The sequence below is a fragment of the Kineosporia sp. NBRC 101731 genome (genome assembly GCF_030269305.1).
In the GTDB taxonomy this organism is placed as follows: domain Bacteria; phylum Actinomycetota; class Actinomycetes; order Actinomycetales; family Kineosporiaceae; genus Kineosporia.
In genome coordinates, this window is sequence record NZ_BSTC01000003.1 from 14,075 (window position 1) to 36,969 (window position 22,895).

Sequence of the window (22,895 nt, forward strand, 5' to 3'; positions counted from 1 at the left end):
ATGTCACGAACGCCCCCGTCCGACGTGGAGATCACCGCCGACACGGTGCGCCGATTGCTGCGCGAGCAACATCCTGACCTGGCGCCCGAGCCGGTCACCGTGCTCGCGAACGGCTGGGACAACGTCATCGCCCGGGTCGGTGACGATCTGCTGGCCCGACTTCCGCGTCGTGAGAAGGCCGCGCAACTGGTTCTTGCCGAGCAGGCCTGGCTTCCCACGCTGGCCCCGCGACTTCCGCTCTCGGTTCCGGTGCCGGTGCGTACCGGCGTCCCCACGTCTTTCTACCCCTACGCCTGGAGTCTCACGCCGTGGCTGCCCGGCCGCCCGGTGGTGTCGGGCGACGGCGGGACGGCCGAGATCGACCCGCTGGGAACGGCTCTCGCGCTGGGGGAGTTTCTCGGCGCCCTGCATCACCCCGCGCCGCCGCACGCTCCCACCCACCTGACCCGGGGCGTCCCCCTGCTCGATCGCCGGGTTCTTGACGACCGCAATGCGGCCCTCGTGGCTGACGGGGCCCACCTCGTCGAAGCCCTGGAGACCGGCCGGGACGTGAAACCGTGGCCGCACGAGCCGCTCTGGCTGCACGGTGACCTGCATCCGGCCAACATTCTGGTGCACGAGGGGCAGATCGGCGCGGTCATCGACTTCGGCGACATCACCGCGGGCGATCCGGCCACCGACCTGGCCGTGGCCTGGATGCTCGTCCCGGCGCATACCCGGGACGCGTTCTGGGGGCAGTATGCGCAGGCTGTGCCCTTTCTCGACGAGAACCTGGTGGTCCGGGCCCGGGCCTGGGCCGCCGCGTTCGCCCTGGTCTTCCTCGCGAACTCCGCGGACAATCCGCAGATGGCGGCGATCGGGCGGGCGACCTCCCGGGCCCTGAGAGCTGAATGACGGACGATGTGAGCCTTTTGGTCCCCAGGGCCCCTGGGTGAGGGGCGGGAGTGCGGTGTTACGGTCGCGATATGCGTCTTCCCACGGCAGCAGTCACGGCAGGTTCTCTCATCGGGGGCTGGCAGGTCGCCCGCCGCACCGGCGTCCGGCCCCTGGGCGGTGTGGTGCTCGCGGCCGGCGGGGCGCTGGCCGGCCGGGAATGGGCGCGCAAGACCGGGCCCGTGACCACCGGCGTGCTCGTCGCCACGTACGTCGGGGCCTTCGGCCTCAGCCATCCCCTGGCCAAGAAGGTCGGCGCCTGGCCCTCGGTGCTCGCGGTCTCGGCCGTCACCGCCGCGGCCTCGTACGTGGTGTCCGACCGGCGCCGGACGCCTTGATCGCGCTGACCCCTTGATCGCGCTGACCCCTTGATGCGGAGGTGGACATGGATGCAGAGGTGGACATGACCGAGCCTCTCGTCGTCGACGGCACCGGGATGCTCTGCGTGCGCCTGCTGATCAAGCTGCGCGGGGTGGTGGCACAGGCGGATCCGGGCACGGTCGTGCACGTGCTCACCACCGATCCGGCCGCGCCCATCGACCTGCCGTCGTGGTGCCACCTCACCGGTCATGAATATCTCGGGCCGGTCGGGGAGCACCCCGCCCATGTGGTGCACGCGGTGAAGGTGACGGCCGGTGCGCGACGCACCCGCCCCGATCGTCCATGGCATCTGGAACCGGAATCCGGGCCGTCCGATTGACACGAATGGCGTCGGCATTCGACAGACCGTGCGCTTCGCGAATGCCGGGACCGGATAAAACGTCCGTCTGCGTAGTCGTCTGGTCCGTCCGGGTGAATGGTGCCCTCGGCAATTAGTCGGTGGCCACCCCGAATTACTCCTCGCCACAATCTCGCCCTATGCTCTGCTCATGGCGCAGAGAACAATTGTGGAATTCACCGACGACCTCAACGGAAAGCCCGCGGCCGAGACGGTCACGTTCTCGCTCGACGGCAAGACCTATGAGATCGACGTGACCGACAAGAACGCCGCGAAATTGCGTCAGGCTTTCGAGCCCTGGACCGAGAGCGCGCGTCGTCTCACCAAGTCCGGCCGCACCATCCGTAAGGTCGCCACCGACGTCGACACCGCTGCTGTGCGTGCCTGGGCCGCCAGTAACGGCATCGAGGTCTCCGCCCGTGGCCGTATCTCCTCGACCGTGCTCGAGCAGTACCGCGCCGCCGGAAACTGATCGAAACCCGATCGAACGCGGGCCGGTTGTTCCTCTAGGTTGACCGGCATGCATCCCGCGGTGGAAAGACTCTTCTCCTGTGCCGGGCGCACGGCGCTGATCACGGGCTCCAGCTCTGGAATCGGGCTGAGCATGGCCGAGGCGATCGGCCGGGCCGGTGCACAGGTGATTCTCGTGGCGCGTCGTGAGGCGCAGCTCCGGGAGAACACAGAGCGACTGCGGGACGACGGCGTGGAGGCCGGCTGGATCACGGCCGACCTCTCCGACCGTGACGAAGCGGCGCGCGTGGCCGAGCAGGCGCAGACCCGGTTCGGTCCTGTCGACATTCTGGTGCACTCGGCCGGCCTGAACCTGCGGCCCCCGATGGACGAGCTCACTCCCGGCGACTACGACCGCATGATGGCCGTCAACGTCGACGCCGCCTTTCTGCTCGGTCAGGCCCTCGGCCCGGTGATGGCCGCACGTGGCTGGGGCCGGATCATCAACATCGCCTCGCAGCAGTCGGTGCGGGCGTTCGGCAACAGCGGCGCCTACGGCATCTCCAAGGCCGCGGTCACCGGCCTCACCCGTTCCCAGTCCGAGGCCTGGTCGTCGCGGGGCGTGTGCTGCAACGCCGTCGGCCCGGGGTTCGTGAGAACCCCGCTCACCGAGCCCACCTTCGCCATCCCCGGCCGGGCCGAGGCACTCGCCGCCCGCACCCAGATGCTCCGCAACGGTGAACTTCCCGATTTCGCGGGCGTCGCGGTCTGGCTGGCCTCGGACGCCTCCGCCTACGTGACCGGGCAGACCGTCTTCGTGGACGGCGGGTTCTCGGTCGCCTGAACCGATCTCGATCCGCACTCCAGCACAGGACGCCGGTGGTCACCACCGGCGTCCTGTGCTGTCGGTTTGGGCACGGGTTTCGCACAGCCCTCAGGGATCTGCCCGCTGGCGTTCTGGCCATCTGGCCATCTGGCCATCTGGCCATCTTGATACTATCTTTTCGGTAGTAGCTATCCGCCAGCAAGTAAGGAGCCCGTCGTGGCCAAGGTCGTTGTCTTCGGAGTCACGGGATATGCCGGTAGCCGGATCGGGGTCGAGCTCGTGTCCCGTGGTCACAAGGTGGTCGGCGTCGCGCGCCACACCCAGGACGTGGACGGCCGCATCCAGGTGCTTACCGGGTCGATTCACGACGCCGCGTTCGTCGCGGACGCGGTGAAGGGCGCCCAGCAGATCGTCGTGGCGCTGCGTGCGGAGCCGGGCGAGGAGGGGGAGCCGCAGCTGATCGACGCGCTGCCGCTGCTCACCCGCCTCTCGATCGAGAACGGCGCCCGCCTGAGCTTCGTCGGTGGGGCCGGTTCGCTGAAGGTCGCCGAGGGCGGCCCGGCGCTGGTCGAGGGCGCGGAGTTCCCGGACGCGTACAAGGGCGAGGCGCTCAGCCACCAGGCGATTCTCGGGGCCCTGCGGGAGAGCGATGCCGCTCTGGACTGGTTCTACGTCAGCCCGGCCCCGGCCTTCGGTTCCTGGAACCCGGGCGAGCGCACGGGCAGCTTCCGGGTCGGCGGCGACGTGCTGCTGCCCGGCGCCGAAACCGTTTCGGGTGACGACTACGCGATCGCCTATGTTGATGAGATCGAGGCGGGGGTGCACCGGCGCGAGCGCATCGGTGTTGCTTACTGAGCCTTCTTGTGTCGGAGAGGATGTCGTGAACCAGGACCGGCCGTTCGACCCGTACAGCCCGGACTGTCCCAGCCGGGGGCTCGTCGACCGGATCGGCGACCGGTGGACGATCCTGATCATCGGCGTCCTCTCCGCCGGCCCGGCGCGGTACCGCGACCTGGCCGAGAAGGTCGGGGGGATCTCGCCGAAGATGCTGTCGCAGACGCTGAAGGCCCTGGAGCGCGACGGGCTGATCGTGCGGCAGGCCTTCGCCGAGGTGCCGCCCCGGGTGGTCTACGAGCTCACCGCGGCCGGGCGCACGCTGGAACCCCTGCTGCTCGGCCTGGAGGAGTGGGCCAAACGGCACATGCCTGGGGTGCTGGAGTCCCGGGCCCGCTACGACGGGGTCCCGAAGGCCGGTTGACCGCACCCTGTCCGGTGCTCCCGGCCCGTCCGATCACGCGAAACCGCTCACGTGAGACCGCTCACGTACGAGAGGGTGCGCTTCGTGGTCGGTCGCGCCGGTTCCGGCCGGTCCGGGCCGGGGTAGGACGGTGCTGACCTCGGCGGCTGTGTCCGGCAGCCGGGTGCCCGGTGAATCCCGGCCGCCCGGCCCGCTGAGCTCAAATGCACTCCAACGTGGCGCGGATCACGTTCGTGCGGTTGCCAAATCGCGCAATATCCGGAGGATGAAACCAGGAGGACCTGACGCTGTGTCGTCAGCCTTTACTGGAGGTTCATCGTGAATGCCCTGAGCCCAATGCTTTCCCGCGACGATCTCTTCGAGAGTGAGTTCGAGGACGAAGACGTCGCCGAAGAGTCCGAGCCGATCGTCGCGGTCACCCGCGACGCGGAGACCGGCTACGTGTCCGTCGTGCTCAATGAGCGTGCACGTCAGGCACTTTCCGCCGTGATGAAATGCATCGACGACGACTGTCTCTCCGAGAACTACGACTACTCCTGGGATGCCGAACGGGTTCTCGCAAGCTTACGTTCGGCGCTGTAGTACGGCATCGATCAGCTATTGATCAGTATGGGCCCGGGCTCGCGAGACAACGCGGCCCCGGGCCTTTTTCATACTCTGCAAACTCTTGCGTACTTCCTGCACGAAGACGTCAGGCTGTTCCCACGCACCGAAGTGCCCACCCCGCGCCGGTTCACCCCAGTGCACGATCTGGGTGTACCGATGCTCGGCCCAGTGCCTCGAGGGCCGCGGCACCTCGCGCGGGAACACGGTGGCGGCCGTCGGCACCTCGATCCGCGGCAGCGCGTCCGGGTCGGTGAACCAGGCGCTGACCTCGGCGATGCTCTCCGCGTACAACCGGGCCGACGAGGCGCCGCTGCGCGTGAACCAGTACAGGCTGAGGTTGTCGAAGATCTGCCGCCGGGTCAGGACCTCGCCGTCGGTCCAGGCCAGGAGCTTCTCGCCGATCCACGCCAGCAACGCCGCGGGGGAGTCGGCGAGCGCGTAACCGATGGTCTGGGGTCGGGTCTGATGAACGGCCGAGTACGCCGAGCCCTGCGCCGCCCGTTGCGCCAGTTCGTCCCGGGCATCGCGTTCGGCCGGGGTGGGCACCTCGCCGGGATCGGGTGCTGCCAGGGGCGGCACCAGATGGATCCCGAAAATCCGCTGTGGATGCTGCATGCCGATGCAGGTGCTGATGCTCGTGCCCCAGTCGCTGCCCGAGGCGACGAATTCCGGGTACCCCAGCTCCGCCATCAGAGCGGCCCAGGCGTTCGCGATCCGGTGCACGGTCCACCCCGGCTCGACCGGCTTCCCGCTGAACCCGTACCCCGGCAGCGACGGCACCACCACGTGGAAGGCCGGCTCACCGCTGGTCAAAGGCTCCAGCGCATCTTCGTATTCGAGGAACGACCCGGGCCAGCCGTGGGTGAGCAGCAGGGGAGTGGCATCGGGGTCGACCGACCGCACGTGCAGGAAGTGGACGTCCAGGCCATCGATCCGGGTGACGAACTGCGGGATCCGGTTCAGGCGCCGTTGTGTGCGCGGCCAGTCGTAACCGTGCGCCCACTCCTCACACAGCTCCTGGACCAGCGACAGCGCAAGCCCTTGCGTGCGGTCCGTCCTCGTGCCGGCATCCGGCCAGCGGGTGTTCTCCAGGCGCCGGCGCAGGTCCTGGAGATCGTCGTCGGCGATGTCGATGAGGAAGGGGCGCATGCCCCAGCTCACCCCTTCCCGGATGACGGCGCCACTGCGGGTACAGTCCGGATTCTTTCGCACCGGACGGAGGGGAGGAGTGTCGTGCGCGACCTGCGGATCTGTTATGTCGGTGATTCCTTCGTCGCCGGTGCCGGCGACCGGTCGGGGCTGGGTTGGGTGGGCCGGGTCGGCCGGGCGGCGATGGTGGACGAGGAACGTCTCGGGTTCGTCTACACCGGGTACAACCTCGGAGTGCGGAGGGACACCGCGCCGATGGTCGCGGCCCGGTTCGTCGCCGAGGTGACTGCGCGGCTGGTCCCGGCGCAGGACCGCCGGGTGGTGCTCTCGTTCGGCGCCAATGACACGACGATCGAGAACGGGTCGCGGCGGGCGGAGACGGAGGAGACCGTGGCGGCGCTGCACCGGATCCACCGGGACATTCACGGGGACATTCACGAGGACATCCACCGGGGCGCCCACCGGGATCTGGAGGGTACCCGCCTGTTCGTGGTCGGGCCCCCGGCCGTCGACGACGACGCCCACAACGAGCGGATCGGGGCCCTGAGCGTGGTGCTCGAACGGGAGGCGGCGCTTCTGTCGGTCCCGTTCGTGCCGGCCTTCCCGGTGACGGAGCAGGACCCGGTGTGGCGGCGGCAGGTGCGCGAGGGAGACGGCGCACATCCGGACGCGGGTGGGTACGAGGTGCTGGCGGAGCTGGTCCGCGACCCGATCCTGCAGTGGATGAGTGGTGGATGAGTGGTGGATGAGCGTGGCGGTGTCACGCCCCGTTGAAGAACTGTCGGCCCGGGTCACCGCTCGGAGCCGTTCGGGGTACGGCTGCTCCGAATGACGTGATCCGGGTCCCGAACGGCGACACTCCGTCAACACCTCGACCCGCGGGACGACAGGGGGTGCGAACCAGAGACCGGCCGAGGTCCATCAGGGATGCCCGGCCCGATCCCGGGAGGACCCGTCCATGCGTGCAGCCACCCGTCGGCGGATCGCCGTTCCGGCCGCCATTGTCTCGGGTGTGCTGGTCAGCGGGTTGCTCGTGTGGCACACGTCGTACGCGGCGTTCACCGCCTCGTCCGCCAACCTCGGCAGCAGCTTCCAGGCCGGATCGGTGGCGATCAGCGACAACGACGCCGGCTCGGCGCTGTTCACCGCGACCGCGATCTCTCCCGGTGCCTCGGCGCAGAACTGCATCACGGTCACCTACGGCGGCACCCTGCCGGGGAGCGTCAGACTCGCCGCGGCCTACACGGACACGGTGACAGCGGGAGCGAACGACCTGGCGCAGTACCTCACCTTCAAGATCGAGGAGGTCGGGCTGACCGGAACCTGCGACACCCCCAGCGGTATGACCGCGGTCGAGATCCTGGCCTCGGCGACCACCCTGGCGACGAAGGTGAGCGGGCTGGCGGCGCCGGGCTCCGACATCAACTGGAACAGCGCGAGTAACGGGCAGCAGAGGCGTTACCGGTTCAGCTACGTCCTCCAGGACAACAACAACGCCCAGAACAAGACCGCAGGCGTCGGTTTCACCTGGACGGCGTCGAGCCTCTGATGACCGTCCGACGCTTCGGGAGCGGCCTGCTCTCCACCGGCCAGCTCCTCTCGATCGTGGCGCTCGCGATCGCCGGTGGGCTGCTGGTCTGGGCGGTCCTCCCGATGGCGCTCGGGATGTCCACGCACGCCGTGGTCTCGGGCTCGATGACGCCCCAGGTGGACGTGGGCGACGTGCTCGTCTCCCGTGAGATCGGTCCCGACTCCCTGAAGCCGGGCATGGTGGTGCTGTTCAAGGATCCGTCGCGACCGGAACGCGTGGTCTCGCACCGGATCAAGGAGATTCACGACGACGGGTCGCTGACCACCCAGGGCGATGCGAACCCGAGTGTGGACCCGGTCCCCGTCCCGGTCGGCAACGTGCTCGGGGTGGCCGCTCTGCGCATCCCGTGGATCGGGTACCCGGCCGTGTGGTTCGGCAACGGCAACTACGGACTGGTGCTGCTGACCCTGATCGGGCTGACGACGGCCACCTCGCTGGCCGCCTGGCCCGATCCGAAACCGGTCGGCCCGCCGCCCGGTGAGGAACCCTGGCCCTGGCTGGTGCACCTGCGGACGCCGGTCTGATCAGAGAACGTCGTGCCTGATCAGAGGACGTCGTGTTCGGGTCGTGGGTCGCTGCCGGACCGGGAGAGCCCGGAACGCGGCTGTTGCAGCAGCTGGAGGAGCTCGTCGGGCGGGCTGTCGGGCACCTCGGCCCACACGGTCTTCACGCCGCCGTCGACGTACCAGCCGGCGCCGGAGGTCAGGGACAGCACGATGGCCAGGCCCCGCCCGCCGATCTGGTCGGTGTCGAGGGAACCGACCGTGGGCCGCAGATCGGGGGCCCCGTCGTCGATACCGATCAGCCAGGCCCGGGCCGTGGAGCGCAGCCACGCGCGCACCGGCTGCCGACCGTGACGCAGGGCGTTGCCCGCCAGCTCGGTGAACACCACTTCCAGCCGTCGCACGGGTGCGGCCAGCAGCGGATAGGCGGAGGGCATCACCAGGGGTGGGTCCCGCACGCAGAGGGCCGTCAGCGCCTGCCGGGTCGGGCCGAGGGCCGCATACCCGGTGACCGGCCAGGTGCCCTGCGTGCTGCGCAGGAGTTCAGGGGGACGTTCCTGGGGCAATGAAAGAATGACGAAGCTCCTAGCCGGTCGTCGCAGCGTCCTGCTCGGCCGGGCCGAACGCGGAAGAAAACCTGAAAGCAAGGTCGGCCTCGTACGGTCAGACTATGGTGCGCCCGCACCGGCCGCGCGGCGGAGTGATGCACGCGACGGGTTGCCGACCGAAGCCGGTCGAAGCCGGTCAGGGTGTGGGGAGCCCGTCCGGGCCGGGCCGGCCCTCGACCCACTCGAAGAGCGTGCCGGCGCCGGCGACCGACAGCATCTCCTCGACCAGCGGGGCGGGACCACAGAGAGTGATGGTGCCGCCCTGGGAACGGATCGACGCGGCCACCCGTACCAGGAACGAGATGCCCACCGAATCGATCATGACCACGTGCCGTACATCGACCATGATCGGCATGTCCCGCTCGATCGCGTAGCCGCCGGCTTCCTCGAGCTCCTGCGTCTGGTCGATGTCGATGGTGCCGTGCAGCAGGACGACCACGTAGCCGTCCTGGTCGTAGACGGACACGTCACCGCGGGCCGCCGGTTGCGGGCGCAGGCGGGGCCGGGGACTGCCGTCCACGTCGACCGAGTGCAAATGCCTCGGGCGTGCTCCCGCCAGGTCCGTGTCTTCCTCGTCCTTCATGGATTCCCGCCCGTCCGCCTGCACCGATCACGATTTCGTGCGTCCTGTCACCCTACGAGAGGGCACCGGAGATCAGGTCCGCCCGGGCAGCAATCCCGTTTCTGGAATCTGTGCATGATAATCACTCCGTGCATATCTGGTGGCGCGGGCAGGATCCGCAGCGTGGATGAGGCGACGCCGGACCGGTCCGCCGCGCCGCACGAGGCCTGGCTCAGCCTGGACCGTTACACCCAACTGGTGCGTGACGTACTGAACACCCCGGCCGCCATCGTCTCGGTGCTGACCGAGCACGCTCAGACCTTTCCCGGGGCCTCCGGACTGCCCGAACCCTGGCAGAGCCAGCGCTGGACCCCACTGGTGCACTCGGTCTGCCTGCTGGTGGTGGACAGTGGCGCCCCGGTCGCCGTCCCCGACGCCCGTCTGGACCATCGCACGAGCCACAGCCCGTCCATCGAGGAACTGGATCTCGTCGCCTACCTCGGGGTGCCGCTCAGCCAGGGTGGTCAGGTGGTCGGGGCCCTGTGCGCCATCGACAGTGAGCCCCGGACCTGGACCGATCGCGACATCGACCTGCTCACCGGCCTGGGCGCGGCCTGCTCGGCGGAACTGACCCTGCGTGACTCGCGCGCCCGGGCCCGGGCCCGTCAGCAGGAGGCGGAGTCGGCCCGCGACGCCGCCGAACGGGACGGCTACCAGGCCCGTACCGCGCAGAAGCACTTGGAGCTGCGCACCGCCGCCTCCGAACGTTCGGATCGTCAGTCCCGGCTGCTGCTGTCCATGGCCGAGGCCCTGACGGCGACCACGACCGTCGACAGCGTGATCCAGGTCGTGCAGCACGCCGCCACCACCTTCCTCGACGCCGAGAGCGCGCAGTTCGACCTGGCCGAGAGCGATGTGCCCGTCGTCCCGGACGGAGGTGACCCGCGCCGCTCGCTGCGCGTGCCGCTGTCCGGTTCCCTGCCCGGTGAACTGGCCCTGACCTGGTCCAGCGACGAGGAGACCCGAGCCTGGAGCGAGGCGGCCGAGCAACAGCAGGCCGAGGTGGTGGAGATCGTCACCTCGCTGGCCCACTACGCCTCCACCGCGCTGGACCGCGCCATCCTGCTGCAGGAGCGCCGCAGTGCCGCGGCCACGCTGCAGCACGCCATGCTGACCACCCTGCCCACCCGCCCCGATCTCGAGCTCGCGGCCCGCTATGTGCCCGCGGCCAGCTCCAACCAGGTCGGTGGCGACTGGTACGACGCGGTCGCCATCCCCACCCAGGACGACGGCGGCCCCGAGCACATGGCCGTCGTCATCGGTGACGTGGCCGGTCACGACATCGACGCCGCCGCCACGATGGGCCAGGTCCGCAGCGTGTTGCGGGGGTTGCTGGTCGACAGCCCGCGCCCGCCGGCCGAGATGATCACCCGGCTCGACCGGGCGCTGGCGCGGCTCGGCCTCGCCACCTGCTCGACGCTGGTGCTGGCCATGCTCTACCGCAACCCCGGCGAGACGACGGCCGGGCGCCTGGCCTGGGCCAGCGCGGGTCATCCCCAGCCCGTCCTGATCCGCGCCGACGGTACGACCGAACTTCTGGACGGCGTGCCCGACCTGCTGCTGGGCATCCCGCTGGAGCTGCCCCGGCAGACCCGTCACACCGAGCTGAACCGCGGCGACACGCTCGTCCTCTACACCGACGGCCTGATCCAGAAACCCGGCCGCCCCCTGGCCGAGGGGCAGCAGCGCCTGATGGCCAGCGCCGCCGAGCACCAGGGACTACCGCTGAAGGAGGCACTCGACCGGGTGCTGCAGGACCTGATCACCGGGGCCCCGGACGACGACTGCGCGGTGCTGGGGCTGCGGCTGGTCTGAGGTCCGGTCTAGTCAGGTCTGGTCAGGTCTGCTCACCGCACCGGGTGCGCCGCCAGCTTCGCGGCCAGGGAAGCGTTGCGGCGCAGGAACGATGACCACTCGTCGGGGCTGTCCGGGTCGTTGTCCGGTTCCCGGGTGGGGTTGCTGCCGCCTCGGGGGGAGACCTTCTGGTGCCAGTCGTACAGGCGGCCCGCCTTCACCCGGAGCCGGAACTGCATGTCGTCGCTCCAGCCCACGAGGTCGGCGTCGGCGCCGCCGTGAACGGTCGCCCGCTGGGGTGAGGTGATCCAGGTCAGGGCCTCGATCTCGTCCTGGATCCGGGCCGCCAGCTCGAAGAGCAGCTCGCCTGCGGCGGCGTCGCGTCGCTCCTGCAGTTCTTTCAGCGCGCTCGGCCCGGCCTCGCCGGCCCGGCCGAGTACGGCCGCGATCGTCGCCAGCAGGGCCGGCCGGTCCAGCGCGGTCACGCCCCGGGTCGCGGCCAGGTCACGCTCGGCCCCGACCAGCCGGGAACCGGTGTAGGCCAGGGGATAGCAGCGGGCCAGGGCGGAGATCGCGGTGCGGGCCCGGCCCGAGCCCAGGTAGGGCCCGAAGAAGAGCCGGCCGTCGGCCGGGTCGGGCCGGAACGTCAGGTCCAGACGGGGTGAGCCGGGAGAGTCGTCCAGCCGCAGCCAGACCGGCGACTCCAGGCCCCCGCGCACCCGGTTCCAGCGCGGCTTGCGGTGTTCCAGCAGATTGCGTTCGGCCCAGGCCGCCTCGTGCTCGGAATCGCAGACCAGAGCCTCGATCCGGGCCACCTGCGGCATCATCCGGCGCAGCCGGGGCCGGTCGCGCAGGTCGCCCCAGTACGAGCCGACGCGACGGCGCAGGTGTACCGCCCTCCCGACGTACAGCACCTTGCCGGTGTCGTCGCGGAACCGGTAGACGCCCGGTTCGGCGGGCAGCAGGGCCACTGCGGCCGGACGTGTGCTCACCCGCCGCACTCTACGGCCGCCCGGTGCGAGCCCGGAGCCCCCTCTCCTGATGCCCTCCGGGTGAAGGACCTCGCGTTCGGGCAAACCCGCGATGGGCGCGGCCGGATCGGCGGATCATCAAGCCGGGTGTCATTGATCATGAAGGGAGCCAAAAAACGAGGACTCATTCATCGGCTTGTACGCCGGCTCATCCACCGGCTCATCCACCGACCCGTACGCCGGCCCGGACCGCCGTCGCGGGTCTCATCACCCAGGGCCAGCACGCCCTACGGCATGAGGGGGACCTGCGGGAGGCCCGGCGCCGGTTCGAGGAGGCCTGGACCCGGGCGGACCGGGCGAGTCTTCCCCGGGAGAGGGCGCAGGCCGCTCTCGGTCTCGGTGGCCTGTGGGTGCACGAGTACCGTGAGGACGCGCTACGGGCCAGGGTTCTCGCCCGGCAGGAATGGTGTGCGCGGCATCCGGAGACCCCGGCCGATCTCGCCCTGGCCCTGCGGGCCCGGGTGGCCGCCGAACTGGACTACCAGGACGGTACCCATGCCCGCATCCTGGCGGTGCTCGAAAAGGTTCGGGAAGTCGGTGATCCCGAGATCCTGGCGACGGTGCTGAGTCTGGCCCACCACTGCCTGCTCGGGCCGCAGCACGGTGACCTGCGCACCCGGCTGGCCGAGGAACTTCTGCTCACCGCGGGGCGCTCCGACCGACCCGGTGACGCACTGGCCGGGATGCTCTGGCTGACCGTCGACCAGTACTTGGGCGGTGACCCGCACGCCGGGCGATCGCTCGCCCGGCTGCGGGAGGCGCTGAAACAGCACGACCATCAGGCCTTCGGCTACGCTGCCGCGGCCATCGAGGTGATGCTGGCGATCCGCGAGGGGCAACTGGACCGGGCCGAGGTGATGGCCGCCGAGTGCGCCGCGCTGGGTGAACGCTGTGGTGACGCCGACGCGAGCGGCTGGTACCGCGGGCAGCTGATCACGATCCGCTGGTTCCAGGGCCGTCTGGGGGAGCTCCTTCCGGTGCTGAGGGCCGAGGTCGACTCGTACGCCCTCGGCGCGCAGGACGATTCGCTGTTCTCGGCGCTCGCGGTCTCGGCCGTGGCTGCCGGTGACGACCTGGTCGCGGCGGGGGCCGTGGCCCGGCTGGGTGGGCCGGGGCTGGGTAGCTGCGGGCTGAGTGCCGTCCCGGCGTCGAGTGCCTGGCTGGTGACCGTGAACGGTGCGGCCGAGGCCGCGTTCCGTCTGCAGGACAGGGAACTGGCGTCGACGGTCTACCGCCTGCTGATACCGCACCAGGACCTGCCGGTCTGCGGCAGCCTGGCCATCACCTGCTTCGGGTCGGCCCACCAGGCGCTCGGGCTGGCGGCCCTGACGGTGGGTGGCGTCCCGGCCGGGATCTACCACCTGCGCCGGGCGGTGCAAGGCAATCTGGCGCTGGGTCACTGGCCGGCCCACTGCCTTTCGCTGCACCGGCTGGGCCACGCGCTGCTGCGGTACGGAAACTCCCAGGAGCGCAGAGAAGCCTCGGATCTGCTGGCGGCCGCCGAGCGGGAGGCCGCCCGGCTCGGGATGATCCTGCCCACTCAGCCGACCCCGATGTCCGCCCCGGCCCGAAATCCCGAACCGGCAACGACGTCCACCATGAACTCGATGAGTGAGCAAGTCCGGATCCGCCTGCTGGGAACGGCCGGGATCGTGGTGAACGGGGAGGTCCAGGTGATCCCGGGCCGGCGCCGCCGGACGGTGCTGAGCGTGCTGGCCCTGAACGCCGGTGAACTCGTCGGGGCCGATCGTCTCGTCGACATCGTCTGGGGCGAGAAGGTTCCCCGTACCGCGGCCAACACCCTGCAGAGCCACGTCTCCTACCTGCGCCGGGTACTGGGACCCGCGGCGCGCATCATCAGCCAGTCACAGGGGTACGTGCTCGACCTGCCCCGCACGGCGGTCGACGCCGGTCTGGCCGAGCACCTGATCCGGGCCCAGGGCGACGGTCCGCCGACGGCGGCCGGCGTGCGTCCCCTCACCGAGGCGCTCGCCCTCTGGCACGGAGAACCCCTGGGCGACGTGGAGAGCCACCCGTGGTTCGAGGTCCAGGCCCAGCACCTGGGGCAACTGCGGCTGCGGGGCACGAAGATGCTGGCCCGGGCGCACCTGCTGACCCGGCAGAACACCCGGGCCGTGGACCTGCTGACCCCGGCGGTGCGGGAACACCCGCTGGACGAGCAGCTGTACGAACTCCTGATGCTCGCCCACCACCGCCAGGGTCTGTCCGGCCAGGCTCTGGCCGTCTTCGAGAATGCGCGCGCAACATTGGGGTCGGAGCTGGGTGCCGATCCCAGCGGGCCGCTGCGCGAGCTGCACATCGCGATCCTCCGCCAGGACCCGGGGCTGTAGCGGTTCCCGTTTCAGCGCCGTTCCAGCGGTGCCGGGCAGGGTTGATACCAGCAGACGATCGATCGGCCCGGACCGGAAATGCTTTCGGTTCGGATGTTTCCGAGAGGAATCTCTGAATGCGCTCTATCGTAGGTCGTTTACTCGCCGCCACCGTGCTGGTGGCCGGCGCGCTGATCCCGGCCGGGGCTGCGGCGAACGCCGCGTCATCGTCCGACGCCCCGGTGAAGCCACTGCTCAGTGGTGTCTTCAAGCAGATCAAGAACTCCGGCACCAACCTGTGCCTGGAGCCGGAGAACCAGTCCACGGCCGTGGGGGCCAATCTCGTGCAGATGCCGTGCGTGAGCAGCGGCGTCGAGGGTCAGGCCCAGGGCTGGCAGCCCCTCTACGTCGGGAATAATCACTACAAGTTCGTGAACCAGCTCAGCGGGCTGTGCATGAGAAACCGGGCCACGACCAACGGGTCGGTCGTCCACCAGTGGGGTTGCGCCACGATCAGCGATGAGGAGTACAACACCGGTGCGACGCTGCCCGCCGTCGCCAAGATCGAGTCCCGGCTCCACTGGACGGACAGTGGCGCCTGCCTCGACGTACCGGGCGGCCTGGCCACGATCGGTGCCCGCCTGCAGATGTACAAGTGCAACGGCACCCCGGCCCAGATCTGGGTCAACGGCTTCTGAGCCGTAGAGGGCGCCTCCGGAAGGACGGGCCTTCCGGAGGCGCTCACGGCTGGGCCGGTTCCAGTGGCGCGGGCCGCCAGGGCGTGGTGGGCAGTCCGCGGTGGGTCGTGCGGAGCGTCAGCACGCAGCCCGCCCGATCGGTTCGGGGGACGCCCGCCACCGCCTGGTCCGCGGTGGTCACCACCAGCAGGTCGAGGCCGGGGCCGGTGAACGCGCAGCTCGTGGTCAGGGGCGCGCCCGTGTCGAATTCCTCGAGCAGCACGCCGCGCGGCGAGAGCACACGGATCTGCCCGGCTCCCCAGACCGCGACCCAGAGGTTGCCGGCCGTGTCGACGGTCAGGCCGTCGGCGCCGCCCATCGCGACCAGCAGGTGCCGCCGGCCGGTGGCACCGGTGTCCGGGTCGTAGGAACGTCTCCAGATCATCCCGGGGACGGTGTCGACCTGGTACATCGTGGCGCCGTCGGGGCTCCAGCCCAGACCGTTCGACAGGCTCAGGTCGTCATCGACCACGGTGACGCCGCCGTCGTGCTCCAGACGCCAGAGGCGCTCGGAACCCCGGCGGCCGTCCAGGGCCATGCTGCCGATCAGGAAACGCCCGTCCGGGTCGCACTTCCCGTCGTTGAGGCGGCTGTTCACCCGGTCCGGCACCAGGGACACGGTGGCGACCACGTCACCCGGCACGTCCACGTGTTCCAGCCCGCGCTGCCGGGCCAGCAGCAGGTCACCGGCCTCGCTGTGGATCACCGCGCTCAGCGTGGGTTCCCGTTTGAGCACCACCCTCGGCGAGTCCAGACCCTCCCAGACCCGGCCACCCTCGATGTCCACCCAGCGCACGATCTCGCGTTCGGCGTCCCACATCGGGCCCTCACCGAGCACGCAGTGCGCACCGTCGACGATCTCGAACATGCTCGTGCGACTCCCTCGGCTACCGGTCACTGATCGCGCCGGCCAGGGGGCCCGGATCGTCCCCCGAGCACCACGCGTCACTGCGCACGCGCTGAACGGTAACCATCTCCACGCCCACCCGACCAGACCCCGGCACCAAACGGTCACCAACGGTCGGAAAGCCACAGTCGAACCGGGTGCCGGAGGGGGGACACCGTCGCGCAGGAGTGCGGCGCCCGGCCTGCGCCGGGCTGCTCGCCGGCCCTGGTTCCGGGACGATTCGTAACGTATAAGGGTGTTTCGTCCGGCTCCGCCGGTTCCGTCCGGTCCAAGGAGTGGTCCCGCATGCGCGCGCTGGTACTCGAAGATTTTCACCGCCTGGTCGTGGCCGATCGGCCCGACCCGGTCGCCGGGCCGCACGATGTGGTGCTGGACGTCGCCTTCACCGGCATCTGCGGCTCCGACCTGCACGGATACACCGGCGTCAGCGGTCGCCGCGAGCCCGGCCAGGTGATGGGTCACGAGAGCGTGGGCCGGATCCGATCGGTGGGCGGCGAGGTCACCGGTCTGCACACCGGTCAGGTGGTGACGTTCAACCCGGTGGTGGCGCCGCCGACCCCGGCCTGGGCCGGCCGGGAGCATCTTCACCCGGGCAAGTACGTGCTCGGGGTGCGGCCCGACATCGACGCCGCCTTCGCCGAGCAGGTGCTGGTGCCCGCGCGCAACGTTGTGCCCCTGCCCGACGGCATGCCGATCGAGCACGGTGCGCTGATCGAGCCGGTCGCCGTGGCCGTGCACGCCGTGCGCCGTGCCGGGGCGCGGGACGCCCGCAACACGCTGGTCGTGGGTGGCGGGCCGATCGGTCAGGCGGTGGTGCTGGCGCTGCGGCACGCCGGGGTCGATCCTGTTCTCGTGAGCGAGACCGAGGCAGCGCGGCGGGAACTGGTCGAGCAACTGGGAGCGGTGGCGATCGACCCCCTGGATGCTGCCACCGGCCCGCTGGCCGAACGGGTGGAGGCCCGGTTCGGGCGGCTGGCCGACGTCACCATCGATGCCGTGGGGGTGGACGCGAGCCTCGCCGACGCCCTGATCGCCACCCGGGTGGGTGGCGTGGTCTGCCTCGTCGGCCTGGGGCAGCCCCGGGTGTCCCTCGACGCGTTCGAGATCACCACCACGGAACGGTCCCTGGTGGGCAGCTTCACCTACTCGGTCGACGACTTCCGCGAAGCCGTGCGGCTCGTCGCGCAGGAGACCACCGCATCCTCCACCCTGATCAGTCGCGTCGTGCCCCTGGACGAGGCCCCGGCTGCCTTCGCATCGCTGGCGGCGGGCGACGGGACGCCGGGCAAGGTGCTGGTGGCGCTGTCGTGAAAGCCTTGGTCGTCACCGGTCCGGGGCAGGCCGGGGTGCACGACGTGCCGGCACCGAAAGTGGCTGCCGGACAGGTGATCGTCGACGTCGAACGGGTCGGGGTCTGCGGCACCGACGCGGAGTTCTTCTCCGGGCACATGTCCTACCTGGCCACCGGGCACGCCGCCTACCCCCTGCGCATCGGTCACGAATGGTGCGGCCGCGTCAGCGAGGTCGGGCCCGGGGTCGACCCCTCCTGGCTCGGGCGACGGGTCTGCGGCGACACCATGCTGGGCTGCGGCACCTGCCGGCGGTGCGTCGGCGGCCGGCAGCACCTCTGCGAGGACCGGTACGAGATCGGCATCCGCGGCGGCTGGCCCGGCGCACTCGCCGAGCAACTGCCCGTGCCGGTGTCAGCCCTGGTCGCCCTGCCCGACGCGGTGGACGAGGTGGCCGGCGCCCTGATCGAGCCGTCGGCGAACGCCCTGCGGGCGGTGCGGGGCGCTGCGGTACAGCCGGGCTCGCGACTACTCGTGGTCGGGCCGGGTGCGATCGGGCTGCTGAGCGCGCTGATCGCCCGGGCCGCCGGCGCCGAGGTGAGTATTGCCGGTCAGACTCCCGAAAGTCTGCTCTTCGCGTCCACGCTCGGGTTCGACCAGGTCTCGACCCTGGAGCAGGTGAACCGGGCGAAGGGTTTCGACGCGGTGATCGACGCCGCAGGTGGCCCGGACGTTCCCGCGCTCGCCGCCGAGCTGGTCGATCCCGGCGGCCGCGTCGTGTTCATCGGGCTCGCGGCCGGGCCCAGCCAGGTGGACACCCGCTCGCTGGTGCTGAAAGACGTCACTGCGGTGGGAGTTCTGTCCGGGTCGGGTGCCCTGGCGGGCGCGGCCGACCTTTTCGCCCAGGGCGTGGTGGATCCGCGTCCGCTGGTCGCGGCCACCGTCCCGCTGGAGGGGGTGGCGCCGGTGCTGGCCGGGCGCCGGCCCGGAAATGCGGGGCCGGGCCCGAAGATCCACGTGGACCCACGGCTGTGACCGACGGGAGTTCGGGCAGGTTTTGCATGATCACGAAGAAATTCATGCGTTCAGGCGGCTGACAGCACCGCCACGATGAAGTCCGAGTCCGGTGCGAACGGGCGCAGGTCCCAGGTGCTCAGCAGGAGCTCGGCGACCAGGTCGGCCCGGTTCGCGTCGCCGAGGAAGTCGTCGAACTCGTAGCCACGACCGGCTCCGAAACCGATGACGACGCGTCCGCCCGGTAGCAGATGCCGACGGAAACGCCGCAGGATCTCGCCCCGGGTGGAGGGGGCGCAGAACGTCATCACGTTGCCGGCGCAGACGATCACGTCGAAGGCGGTGCCGGGCAGGTCGAGCTCGGAGAGGTCGCCGACGAGCCAGGTCGGGCCCTGGTGGTCGTCCTCGGCGGCGGTGATGAGGGTCGGGTCGATGTCCACCCCGATCACCTCGTGGCCCTGCCCCGCCAGATACCCACCGAGCCGGCCCGGACCACAGCCCGCGTCGAGAATCTTCGATCCCCGCGGCACCATCGCGTCGATCATCCGGCCCTCACCGTCGAGATCGGCGCCCTGCTCCGCCATGGCCCGGAAACGGTCGATGTACCACTGGGAATGACTGGGATCGTCTTCCACCCGGCGTAGCCAGAGGTTCTCCTGCATGCCCGTTCCACCTCTGTTGTCACTCGATACCTGACGTCTGAAGGGCATCCTAGAGGGGAGCAGACGGTCACAACGGACCCAGGACCTCCTCCGGCGACGCGTCCAGGGCCAGCCCTTCGAGCACGGTGAGGAGCATGCGTTCCTCGTACCGGAAGTGGCTCTCCATGATCGCGGCCACACCCTGGAGATGCCGCTGCAGTTCGCCTGGCGTCGCGGCCCGGTCGACGGCCGCCTGCAGGCCGCTGATCAGGTGACCGATCATCGAGTGGTCCTGCTCCAGTTTCCGCAGCGTGCTCTGCAATTGCGGGTGCGCCGCCGCGATCGCCGGGAACAGGGTGCGGTCCTCTCCCCGGTGATGCCCGTCGAGGGCCGAGCAGAACCCGTGACAGAACAGCAGAAGATCGCGGGGGTCCGAGGTGTCCCGGGTGACGGCGAGGGCCTGGCGCAGCCGCGCGTGCACCCGCCGCAGTTCATGACTCCAGGCCACCAGCCTGGCCTTCTCGCCGCCCTCAGACACGAGGGGGCGAAGGGAACGACGTGAGCATCGTCGTACTCCTTCAGCTCCGGCGCCTCCACACCTGACACGGCCTGCCACCGATGCGCGACGCTGGGTACGAGATTACAGCACCTGCACCGTGCCTGTCGTGGCCCGGCCGTCGCGCTGTGAGGGCACCAGCACGCCGTCACCGTCGGCCGCGATGGCGGTGAGGGTCCAGACGTAGGTGCCCGGCACGCGGTTCCCGCTGCGACGCCGGCCGTCCCATCGCAGATCTCGCACGCTGCCGGACCCGGTGTCGCTGCCGTGCAGGTACTGGATCGTCCGGCCGCGGGGATCAGTGATCTTCAGACGGACGTCCCGGAGCGGCTTGGTGGCGTCGAACTGCGGTCGCCAGATGGCCCCGGAACGTATCCGGGGCCCCGCCAGCGTTCCGAAAAGCCTTGGCCGGTAACGGTGAGGGAAGAGGAGCTGGGCATCGACACGGGACTTCCGGTCGGGGTCGTACGTCTCCCGGGCGACCGCACCGTCATCCACACTGATCCGGTCGATCCGGCCCGGCAGTCTCACCGGTTCCGCGTGCGGGTCGGTGAGGTCGAGCACCCGGCCGTCGTAGAAACCGTTGACCCAGCCCAGCATGCCTTCGGCCAGGGTGATGTTGATCCGCGTCGCCCCGCTCCTCGCCCCGACCGGGACCTTCCGCTCCGCGCCCGTCCTCAGATTCTTCACCACGATCACCCTGGACCGGCAGTTCACCCAGGCGACGGTGTCCGCCCAGATCGCCACCTGCTGCTGGTCGCTGCACACCCCTGCCTGTGGACCGCGGAGCCGTCGTGGACGTGGGTGCCGGGCATCGTCCAGCCAGACGCTGTTGCCGACCGAGCCGAAGGCGCCCTGGTCGATTCGGGTGTAGACGAGGGTCGAGCCGAACAGGTCGATCGAGTCGATCGACAGGTGGTCCTCGGGGCGGTAGAGAACTGTTCCGTCGGGCCGGTAGACGATGCCCTGGACCGCCGCGAATGGGCCGGAGAGGTTGACGTTGCCACCCCATCCCTCGATGCGCCCGGTGACGGCCGTGCCGTCGAACAGGCGGGTGCTGTCACTGAGGCGATCGGGTGGTGACGGGTCGTTGAGCACGCTGCGACCGGCGGACACCGCGAACTGGGGTGTCAGGCTGTAGGCATACCCGCTCATCGGGACCGGGAACTGCTTCTCCGCGGTGAGGCGCACCGGTGACCGGCCGGACATCTTCCGCGACCACAGAGTTTGACCGACCGTGCCGGCCAGTGAGTCGTCGGCCCAGTACAGGCGCCCGGCGTTGAGCGTGGGGTCGGTCTGGGGGAAGCCGTAGGCGGGGACGGTCGCGGTGCGCGTGACCCTACCGTCGGGGGCGACCGCGTACACGCCCGCGGTGCGGGAGTCGCCCCCGACCGCGGTGAGGAACCGGTCTCCCACGGCGGCCAGTCCTCGGCTGCCGGCCGGGACCTCCACCGAGCGGACGTCGTCGCCGTCGGCCACCCGTAGGAAGGTGTGGTGGTCGGCCGAGGCCAGGTAGGCGACACCGCCGTCCCCGCTCACCAGGGAGGGTTCTACGGAACTCGCCGGGTCCGGGCCCGGTACGGCCGAGCTGCTCACCTCACCTCCGTGCAGGCCCCGACGGTGGAGCATGGCCGTCCCCGGGTCGGCCTGGGTGAGCCAGGCGACCTGCCCGGCCCCGACGGCGACCTGGACGACCGGATCAGCGGGATCGGCGATCGTGCGGCGCGAGCCGTCCGCGAGGGAGATCAGGTCGACGTGGTGTGCGGAATCCTCGTCCGTCCAGCCCTCCACCACGTACCCGTCGCCGGGGGCGAGGATCCGGCCGCCGTGCAGCCGGCCGAGATCGCGGCCGCCCAGCGACGGCGGGTCGGTGTTCAGCGGAGTGTCCTCGAACAGCCGGGCATCAGTGATCGGGGTGACGGAACTGCCGGCGGCCTGGGTGCTCAGCCAATGGTCCCCGACCACGGCCAGGGGCTCACCGATCGCGCCGGCCAGGACATCGTCACCGGTGCGCAGATGCATCCGGTGGGCCTCGTAACCGTATTTCGGGATCTGTGACGTCACCCAGGCCAGGGACGATCCTCCGACACCGACCAGCCGCAGCGACATGTTGTGTCTCGCCTCGCCGAAGGTACGGGCGGTGAGCCGGGATCCCTCGACCCCGGTGAGAACCGTCCCGACGCCCCAGCTCTCCTGCGCGGTGCCCTGTTCGACCGCCACACCCCCGGCGGAGGCGCCGATGAGCCGGAGGGAGGTCGCCAGGGTGTGTTCCGGTACTGATACCGGCCCTGGGATTGGCTCTGGGACCGGCCCGGCAGCGGCCGCGGCCGGACCGGCGGTGATGGTCACCAGCGCCAAGGCGAATCCGGCCACACCGGACGAACACCGAAAAATGCTGTCCAGCATGATGTTCCCCCCGTTGTTGAGGTCGGACCCTAGCCCGGGCGTCGCTGCCCGGTCAAAGTTCGGGATCAATGGACGCCCTCTGGCCTGCGGTGACGCAGTGGTGAGAGCGAAGTGAAAGTCGAGTGAAAGAGGAGTGAAAGACGCCGGGCATAGCGTCGTGGGTGTCAGCGAGGAACGGACCGGACGAGGAACGGACCGGAGAGGGAGCGTCATGAAGCACTCGGAGTTTCCGGTGATCTACCCCGAGGTCGACACCATTCGCCAGGTCCAGGAACTGCTGATCCTGGCCTCGGCGCTGCGCCCGGACGGCGAGCTGGCCGGGGCGCTGCGGGTGGCTCTCGACGTTCCGGGGCATTGCGTGAGCAGCCGGATGGAGCCGGTGACCGACATTCATCCGCACACCCTCAAGTACTGGCTGGAAAAGCTCTGGATGTCCGGCGACCTCGGCCCGGCCGAGCGGCGCCTCGTGGAGTTCCAGAACACCAGCGACAACATGGTCGCCGCGACCCGTGAGCTGCTCGATTTCGAGCGTGACTCCGGATTCCGGCTGGTGGCCGAAAAGGTCTAGCCGCCAGAGCGGTTAGTAAGAAGAGCACGATCCGCACACCATCGAGGAGGCACCATCGTGAACACCACGCTTCTCCAGCAGGCCGCTGTCGACAGCGAGTTCCGCGCCCTCATCGAGGCCGACCCCACCCGGTTCGGGGTCACCGGCGCCACGTTGCCGGCCGAGGTCGAGGCACCGGACCAGGAATCGCTGGACTTCTTCACCGAGGGAGTTTCCTCCCTGGAGATCTACGCCTGCGAGTCCTCGTGCAGCTTCGGTCCGTTCACCATCGTGTGTGACGGCGGAACCAAGTAGGTCGCACCCCCGGATCTCCTGGTGGGCCGGTCGTCCCCACGGCGACCGGCCCACCGGGGGCCAC

Annotated in this window: 26 protein-coding genes; 18 read left to right on the forward strand and 8 right to left on the reverse strand. The window is 70.1% G+C overall.

The features are described from left to right. The 8 genes from QSK05_RS10360 to QSK05_RS10395 all read left to right on the forward strand — a co-directional run bounded on the left by QSK05_RS10360 (position 1) and on the right by QSK05_RS10395 (position 4,767). On the forward strand, positions 1-894 hold the full coding sequence (locus QSK05_RS10360; RefSeq protein ID WP_285596531.1) for an aminoglycoside phosphotransferase family protein: 894 nt from the start codon (positions 1-3) through the stop codon (positions 892-894). Between the two features lie 71 nt (positions 895-965). Next, positions 966-1,271, forward strand: a complete 306-nt coding sequence (locus tag QSK05_RS10365; RefSeq protein ID WP_285596534.1) for a hypothetical protein — start codon at positions 966-968, stop codon at positions 1,269-1,271. 47 nt (positions 1,272-1,318) lie between these two features. Continuing rightward, the gene (locus tag QSK05_RS10370) at positions 1,319-1,633 is read left to right on the forward strand and encodes a sulfurtransferase TusA family protein (protein ID WP_285596536.1); all 315 of its coding nucleotides are present in this window, start codon (positions 1,319-1,321) and stop codon (positions 1,631-1,633) included. A 169-nt stretch (positions 1,634-1,802) separates the two neighbouring features. Further along, positions 1,803-2,123: a histone-like nucleoid-structuring protein Lsr2 gene (locus tag QSK05_RS10375; RefSeq protein WP_231481783.1), complete on the forward strand. Its 321-nt coding sequence runs from the start codon at positions 1,803-1,805 to the stop codon at positions 2,121-2,123. Positions 2,124-2,171: 48 nt separating this feature from the next. Next, positions 2,172-2,945, forward strand: coding sequence for an SDR family NAD(P)-dependent oxidoreductase (locus QSK05_RS10380; RefSeq protein WP_285596542.1), 774 nt, complete (start codon positions 2,172-2,174; stop codon positions 2,943-2,945). Positions 2,946-3,143: 198 nt separating this feature from the next. Further along, a complete protein-coding gene (locus QSK05_RS10385; protein WP_285596543.1) occupies positions 3,144-3,782 on the forward strand; it encodes an NAD(P)-dependent oxidoreductase in 639 nt (212 codons plus the stop codon). Between the two features lie 25 nt (positions 3,783-3,807). Then, entirely contained in the window at positions 3,808-4,185 is a 378-nt protein-coding gene (locus QSK05_RS10390) for a winged helix-turn-helix transcriptional regulator (RefSeq protein WP_285596544.1), read from the forward strand. Positions 4,186-4,503: 318 nt separating this feature from the next. Then, complete coding sequence (locus QSK05_RS10395; RefSeq protein WP_285596546.1) at positions 4,504-4,767, forward strand: hypothetical protein; 264 nt, start codon at positions 4,504-4,506, stop codon at positions 4,765-4,767. A 15-nt stretch (positions 4,768-4,782) separates the two neighbouring features. Here QSK05_RS10395 and QSK05_RS10400 read toward each other — a convergent pair whose 3' ends face one another. Beyond that, the gene (locus QSK05_RS10400; protein WP_285596548.1) at positions 4,783-5,940 is read right to left on the reverse strand and encodes an epoxide hydrolase family protein; all 1,158 of its coding nucleotides are present in this window, start codon (positions 5,938-5,940) and stop codon (positions 4,783-4,785) included. A gap of 84 nt (positions 5,941-6,024) precedes the next feature. Between QSK05_RS10400 and QSK05_RS10405 the strand changes: the two genes are divergently transcribed. From QSK05_RS10405 to QSK05_RS10415, 3 genes are all read left to right on the forward strand, one after another. Continuing rightward, a complete protein-coding gene (locus QSK05_RS10405) occupies positions 6,025-6,678 on the forward strand; it encodes a GDSL-type esterase/lipase family protein (RefSeq protein WP_285596550.1) in 654 nt (217 codons plus the stop codon). A gap of 220 nt (positions 6,679-6,898) precedes the next feature. After that, the gene (locus QSK05_RS10410; RefSeq protein WP_285596552.1) at positions 6,899-7,489 is read left to right on the forward strand and encodes a hypothetical protein; all 591 of its coding nucleotides are present in this window, start codon (positions 6,899-6,901) and stop codon (positions 7,487-7,489) included. Further along, positions 7,489-8,055, forward strand: a complete 567-nt coding sequence (locus QSK05_RS10415) for a signal peptidase I (protein WP_285596554.1) — start codon at positions 7,489-7,491, stop codon at positions 8,053-8,055. Before QSK05_RS10410 ends, QSK05_RS10415 begins: the two co-directional genes overlap by 1 nt. A gap of 20 nt (positions 8,056-8,075) precedes the next feature. Here the strand turns inward: QSK05_RS10415 and QSK05_RS10420 are convergent, their stop codons facing one another. Beyond that, entirely contained in the window at positions 8,076-8,600 is a 525-nt protein-coding gene (locus tag QSK05_RS10420; protein ID WP_285596557.1) for an ATP-binding protein, read from the reverse strand. A gap of 178 nt (positions 8,601-8,778) precedes the next feature. Next, on the reverse strand, positions 8,779-9,225 hold the full coding sequence (locus tag QSK05_RS10425; RefSeq protein WP_285596559.1) for an STAS domain-containing protein: 447 nt from the start codon (positions 9,223-9,225) through the stop codon (positions 8,779-8,781). A 162-nt stretch (positions 9,226-9,387) separates the two neighbouring features. Between QSK05_RS10425 and QSK05_RS10430 the strand changes: the two genes are divergently transcribed. Beyond that, positions 9,388-11,079 (forward strand): SpoIIE family protein phosphatase, encoded by a 1,692-nt coding sequence (locus tag QSK05_RS10430; RefSeq protein WP_285596561.1) that lies wholly within the window; start codon positions 9,388-9,390, stop codon positions 11,077-11,079. Between the two features lie 32 nt (positions 11,080-11,111). Here QSK05_RS10430 and QSK05_RS10435 read toward each other — a convergent pair whose 3' ends face one another. After that, positions 11,112-12,050, reverse strand: coding sequence for a GIY-YIG nuclease family protein (locus tag QSK05_RS10435; protein ID WP_285596563.1), 939 nt, complete (start codon positions 12,048-12,050; stop codon positions 11,112-11,114). Positions 12,051-12,439: 389 nt separating this feature from the next. Here QSK05_RS10435 and QSK05_RS10440 point away from each other — a divergent pair, with 389 nt between their 5' ends. Together QSK05_RS10440 and QSK05_RS10445 are read left to right on the forward strand one after the other, a co-directional pair. Beyond that, complete coding sequence (locus QSK05_RS10440; RefSeq protein ID WP_285596565.1) at positions 12,440-14,440, forward strand: AfsR/SARP family transcriptional regulator; 2,001 nt, start codon at positions 12,440-12,442, stop codon at positions 14,438-14,440. A gap of 116 nt (positions 14,441-14,556) precedes the next feature. Then, entirely contained in the window at positions 14,557-15,117 is a 561-nt protein-coding gene (locus QSK05_RS10445; protein WP_285596567.1) for an RICIN domain-containing protein, read from the forward strand. Between the two features lie 43 nt (positions 15,118-15,160). On the opposite strand, the gene QSK05_RS10450 is transcribed toward QSK05_RS10445, so the two are convergent. Beyond that, positions 15,161-16,024 (reverse strand): SMP-30/gluconolactonase/LRE family protein, encoded by an 864-nt coding sequence (locus QSK05_RS10450; RefSeq protein WP_285596569.1) that lies wholly within the window; start codon positions 16,022-16,024, stop codon positions 15,161-15,163. A gap of 324 nt (positions 16,025-16,348) precedes the next feature. Between QSK05_RS10450 and QSK05_RS10455 the strand changes: the two genes are divergently transcribed. Beyond that, the gene (locus QSK05_RS10455) at positions 16,349-17,374 is read left to right on the forward strand and encodes a zinc-dependent alcohol dehydrogenase (protein ID WP_285596570.1); all 1,026 of its coding nucleotides are present in this window, start codon (positions 16,349-16,351) and stop codon (positions 17,372-17,374) included. Continuing rightward, positions 17,371-18,387, forward strand: a complete 1,017-nt coding sequence (locus tag QSK05_RS10460) for a zinc-dependent alcohol dehydrogenase (protein ID WP_285596572.1) — start codon at positions 17,371-17,373, stop codon at positions 18,385-18,387. Before QSK05_RS10455 ends, QSK05_RS10460 begins: the two co-directional genes overlap by 4 nt. 50 nt (positions 18,388-18,437) lie before the next feature. Here the strand turns inward: QSK05_RS10460 and QSK05_RS10465 are convergent, their stop codons facing one another. The 3 genes from QSK05_RS10465 to QSK05_RS10475 all read right to left on the reverse strand — a co-directional run bounded on the left by QSK05_RS10465 (position 18,438) and on the right by QSK05_RS10475 (position 21,969). Then, positions 18,438-19,028, reverse strand: coding sequence for a class I SAM-dependent methyltransferase (locus QSK05_RS10465; RefSeq protein WP_285596574.1), 591 nt, complete (start codon positions 19,026-19,028; stop codon positions 18,438-18,440). A gap of 67 nt (positions 19,029-19,095) precedes the next feature. Further along, entirely contained in the window at positions 19,096-19,545 is a 450-nt protein-coding gene (locus QSK05_RS10470; protein ID WP_285596576.1) for a hemerythrin domain-containing protein, read from the reverse strand. A 102-nt stretch (positions 19,546-19,647) separates the two neighbouring features. After that, a complete protein-coding gene (locus tag QSK05_RS10475; RefSeq protein ID WP_285596578.1) occupies positions 19,648-21,969 on the reverse strand; it encodes a hypothetical protein in 2,322 nt (773 codons plus the stop codon). A 211-nt stretch (positions 21,970-22,180) separates the two neighbouring features. Here QSK05_RS10475 and QSK05_RS10480 point away from each other — a divergent pair, with 211 nt between their 5' ends. Together QSK05_RS10480 and QSK05_RS10485 are read left to right on the forward strand one after the other, a co-directional pair. Continuing rightward, entirely contained in the window at positions 22,181-22,537 is a 357-nt protein-coding gene (locus QSK05_RS10480; protein WP_285596580.1) for a DurN family substrate-assisted peptide maturase, read from the forward strand. A 57-nt stretch (positions 22,538-22,594) separates the two neighbouring features. After that, entirely contained in the window at positions 22,595-22,831 is a 237-nt protein-coding gene (locus QSK05_RS10485) for a cinnamycin family lantibiotic (protein WP_285596582.1), read from the forward strand. Positions 22,832-22,895 lie beyond the last annotated feature (64 nt).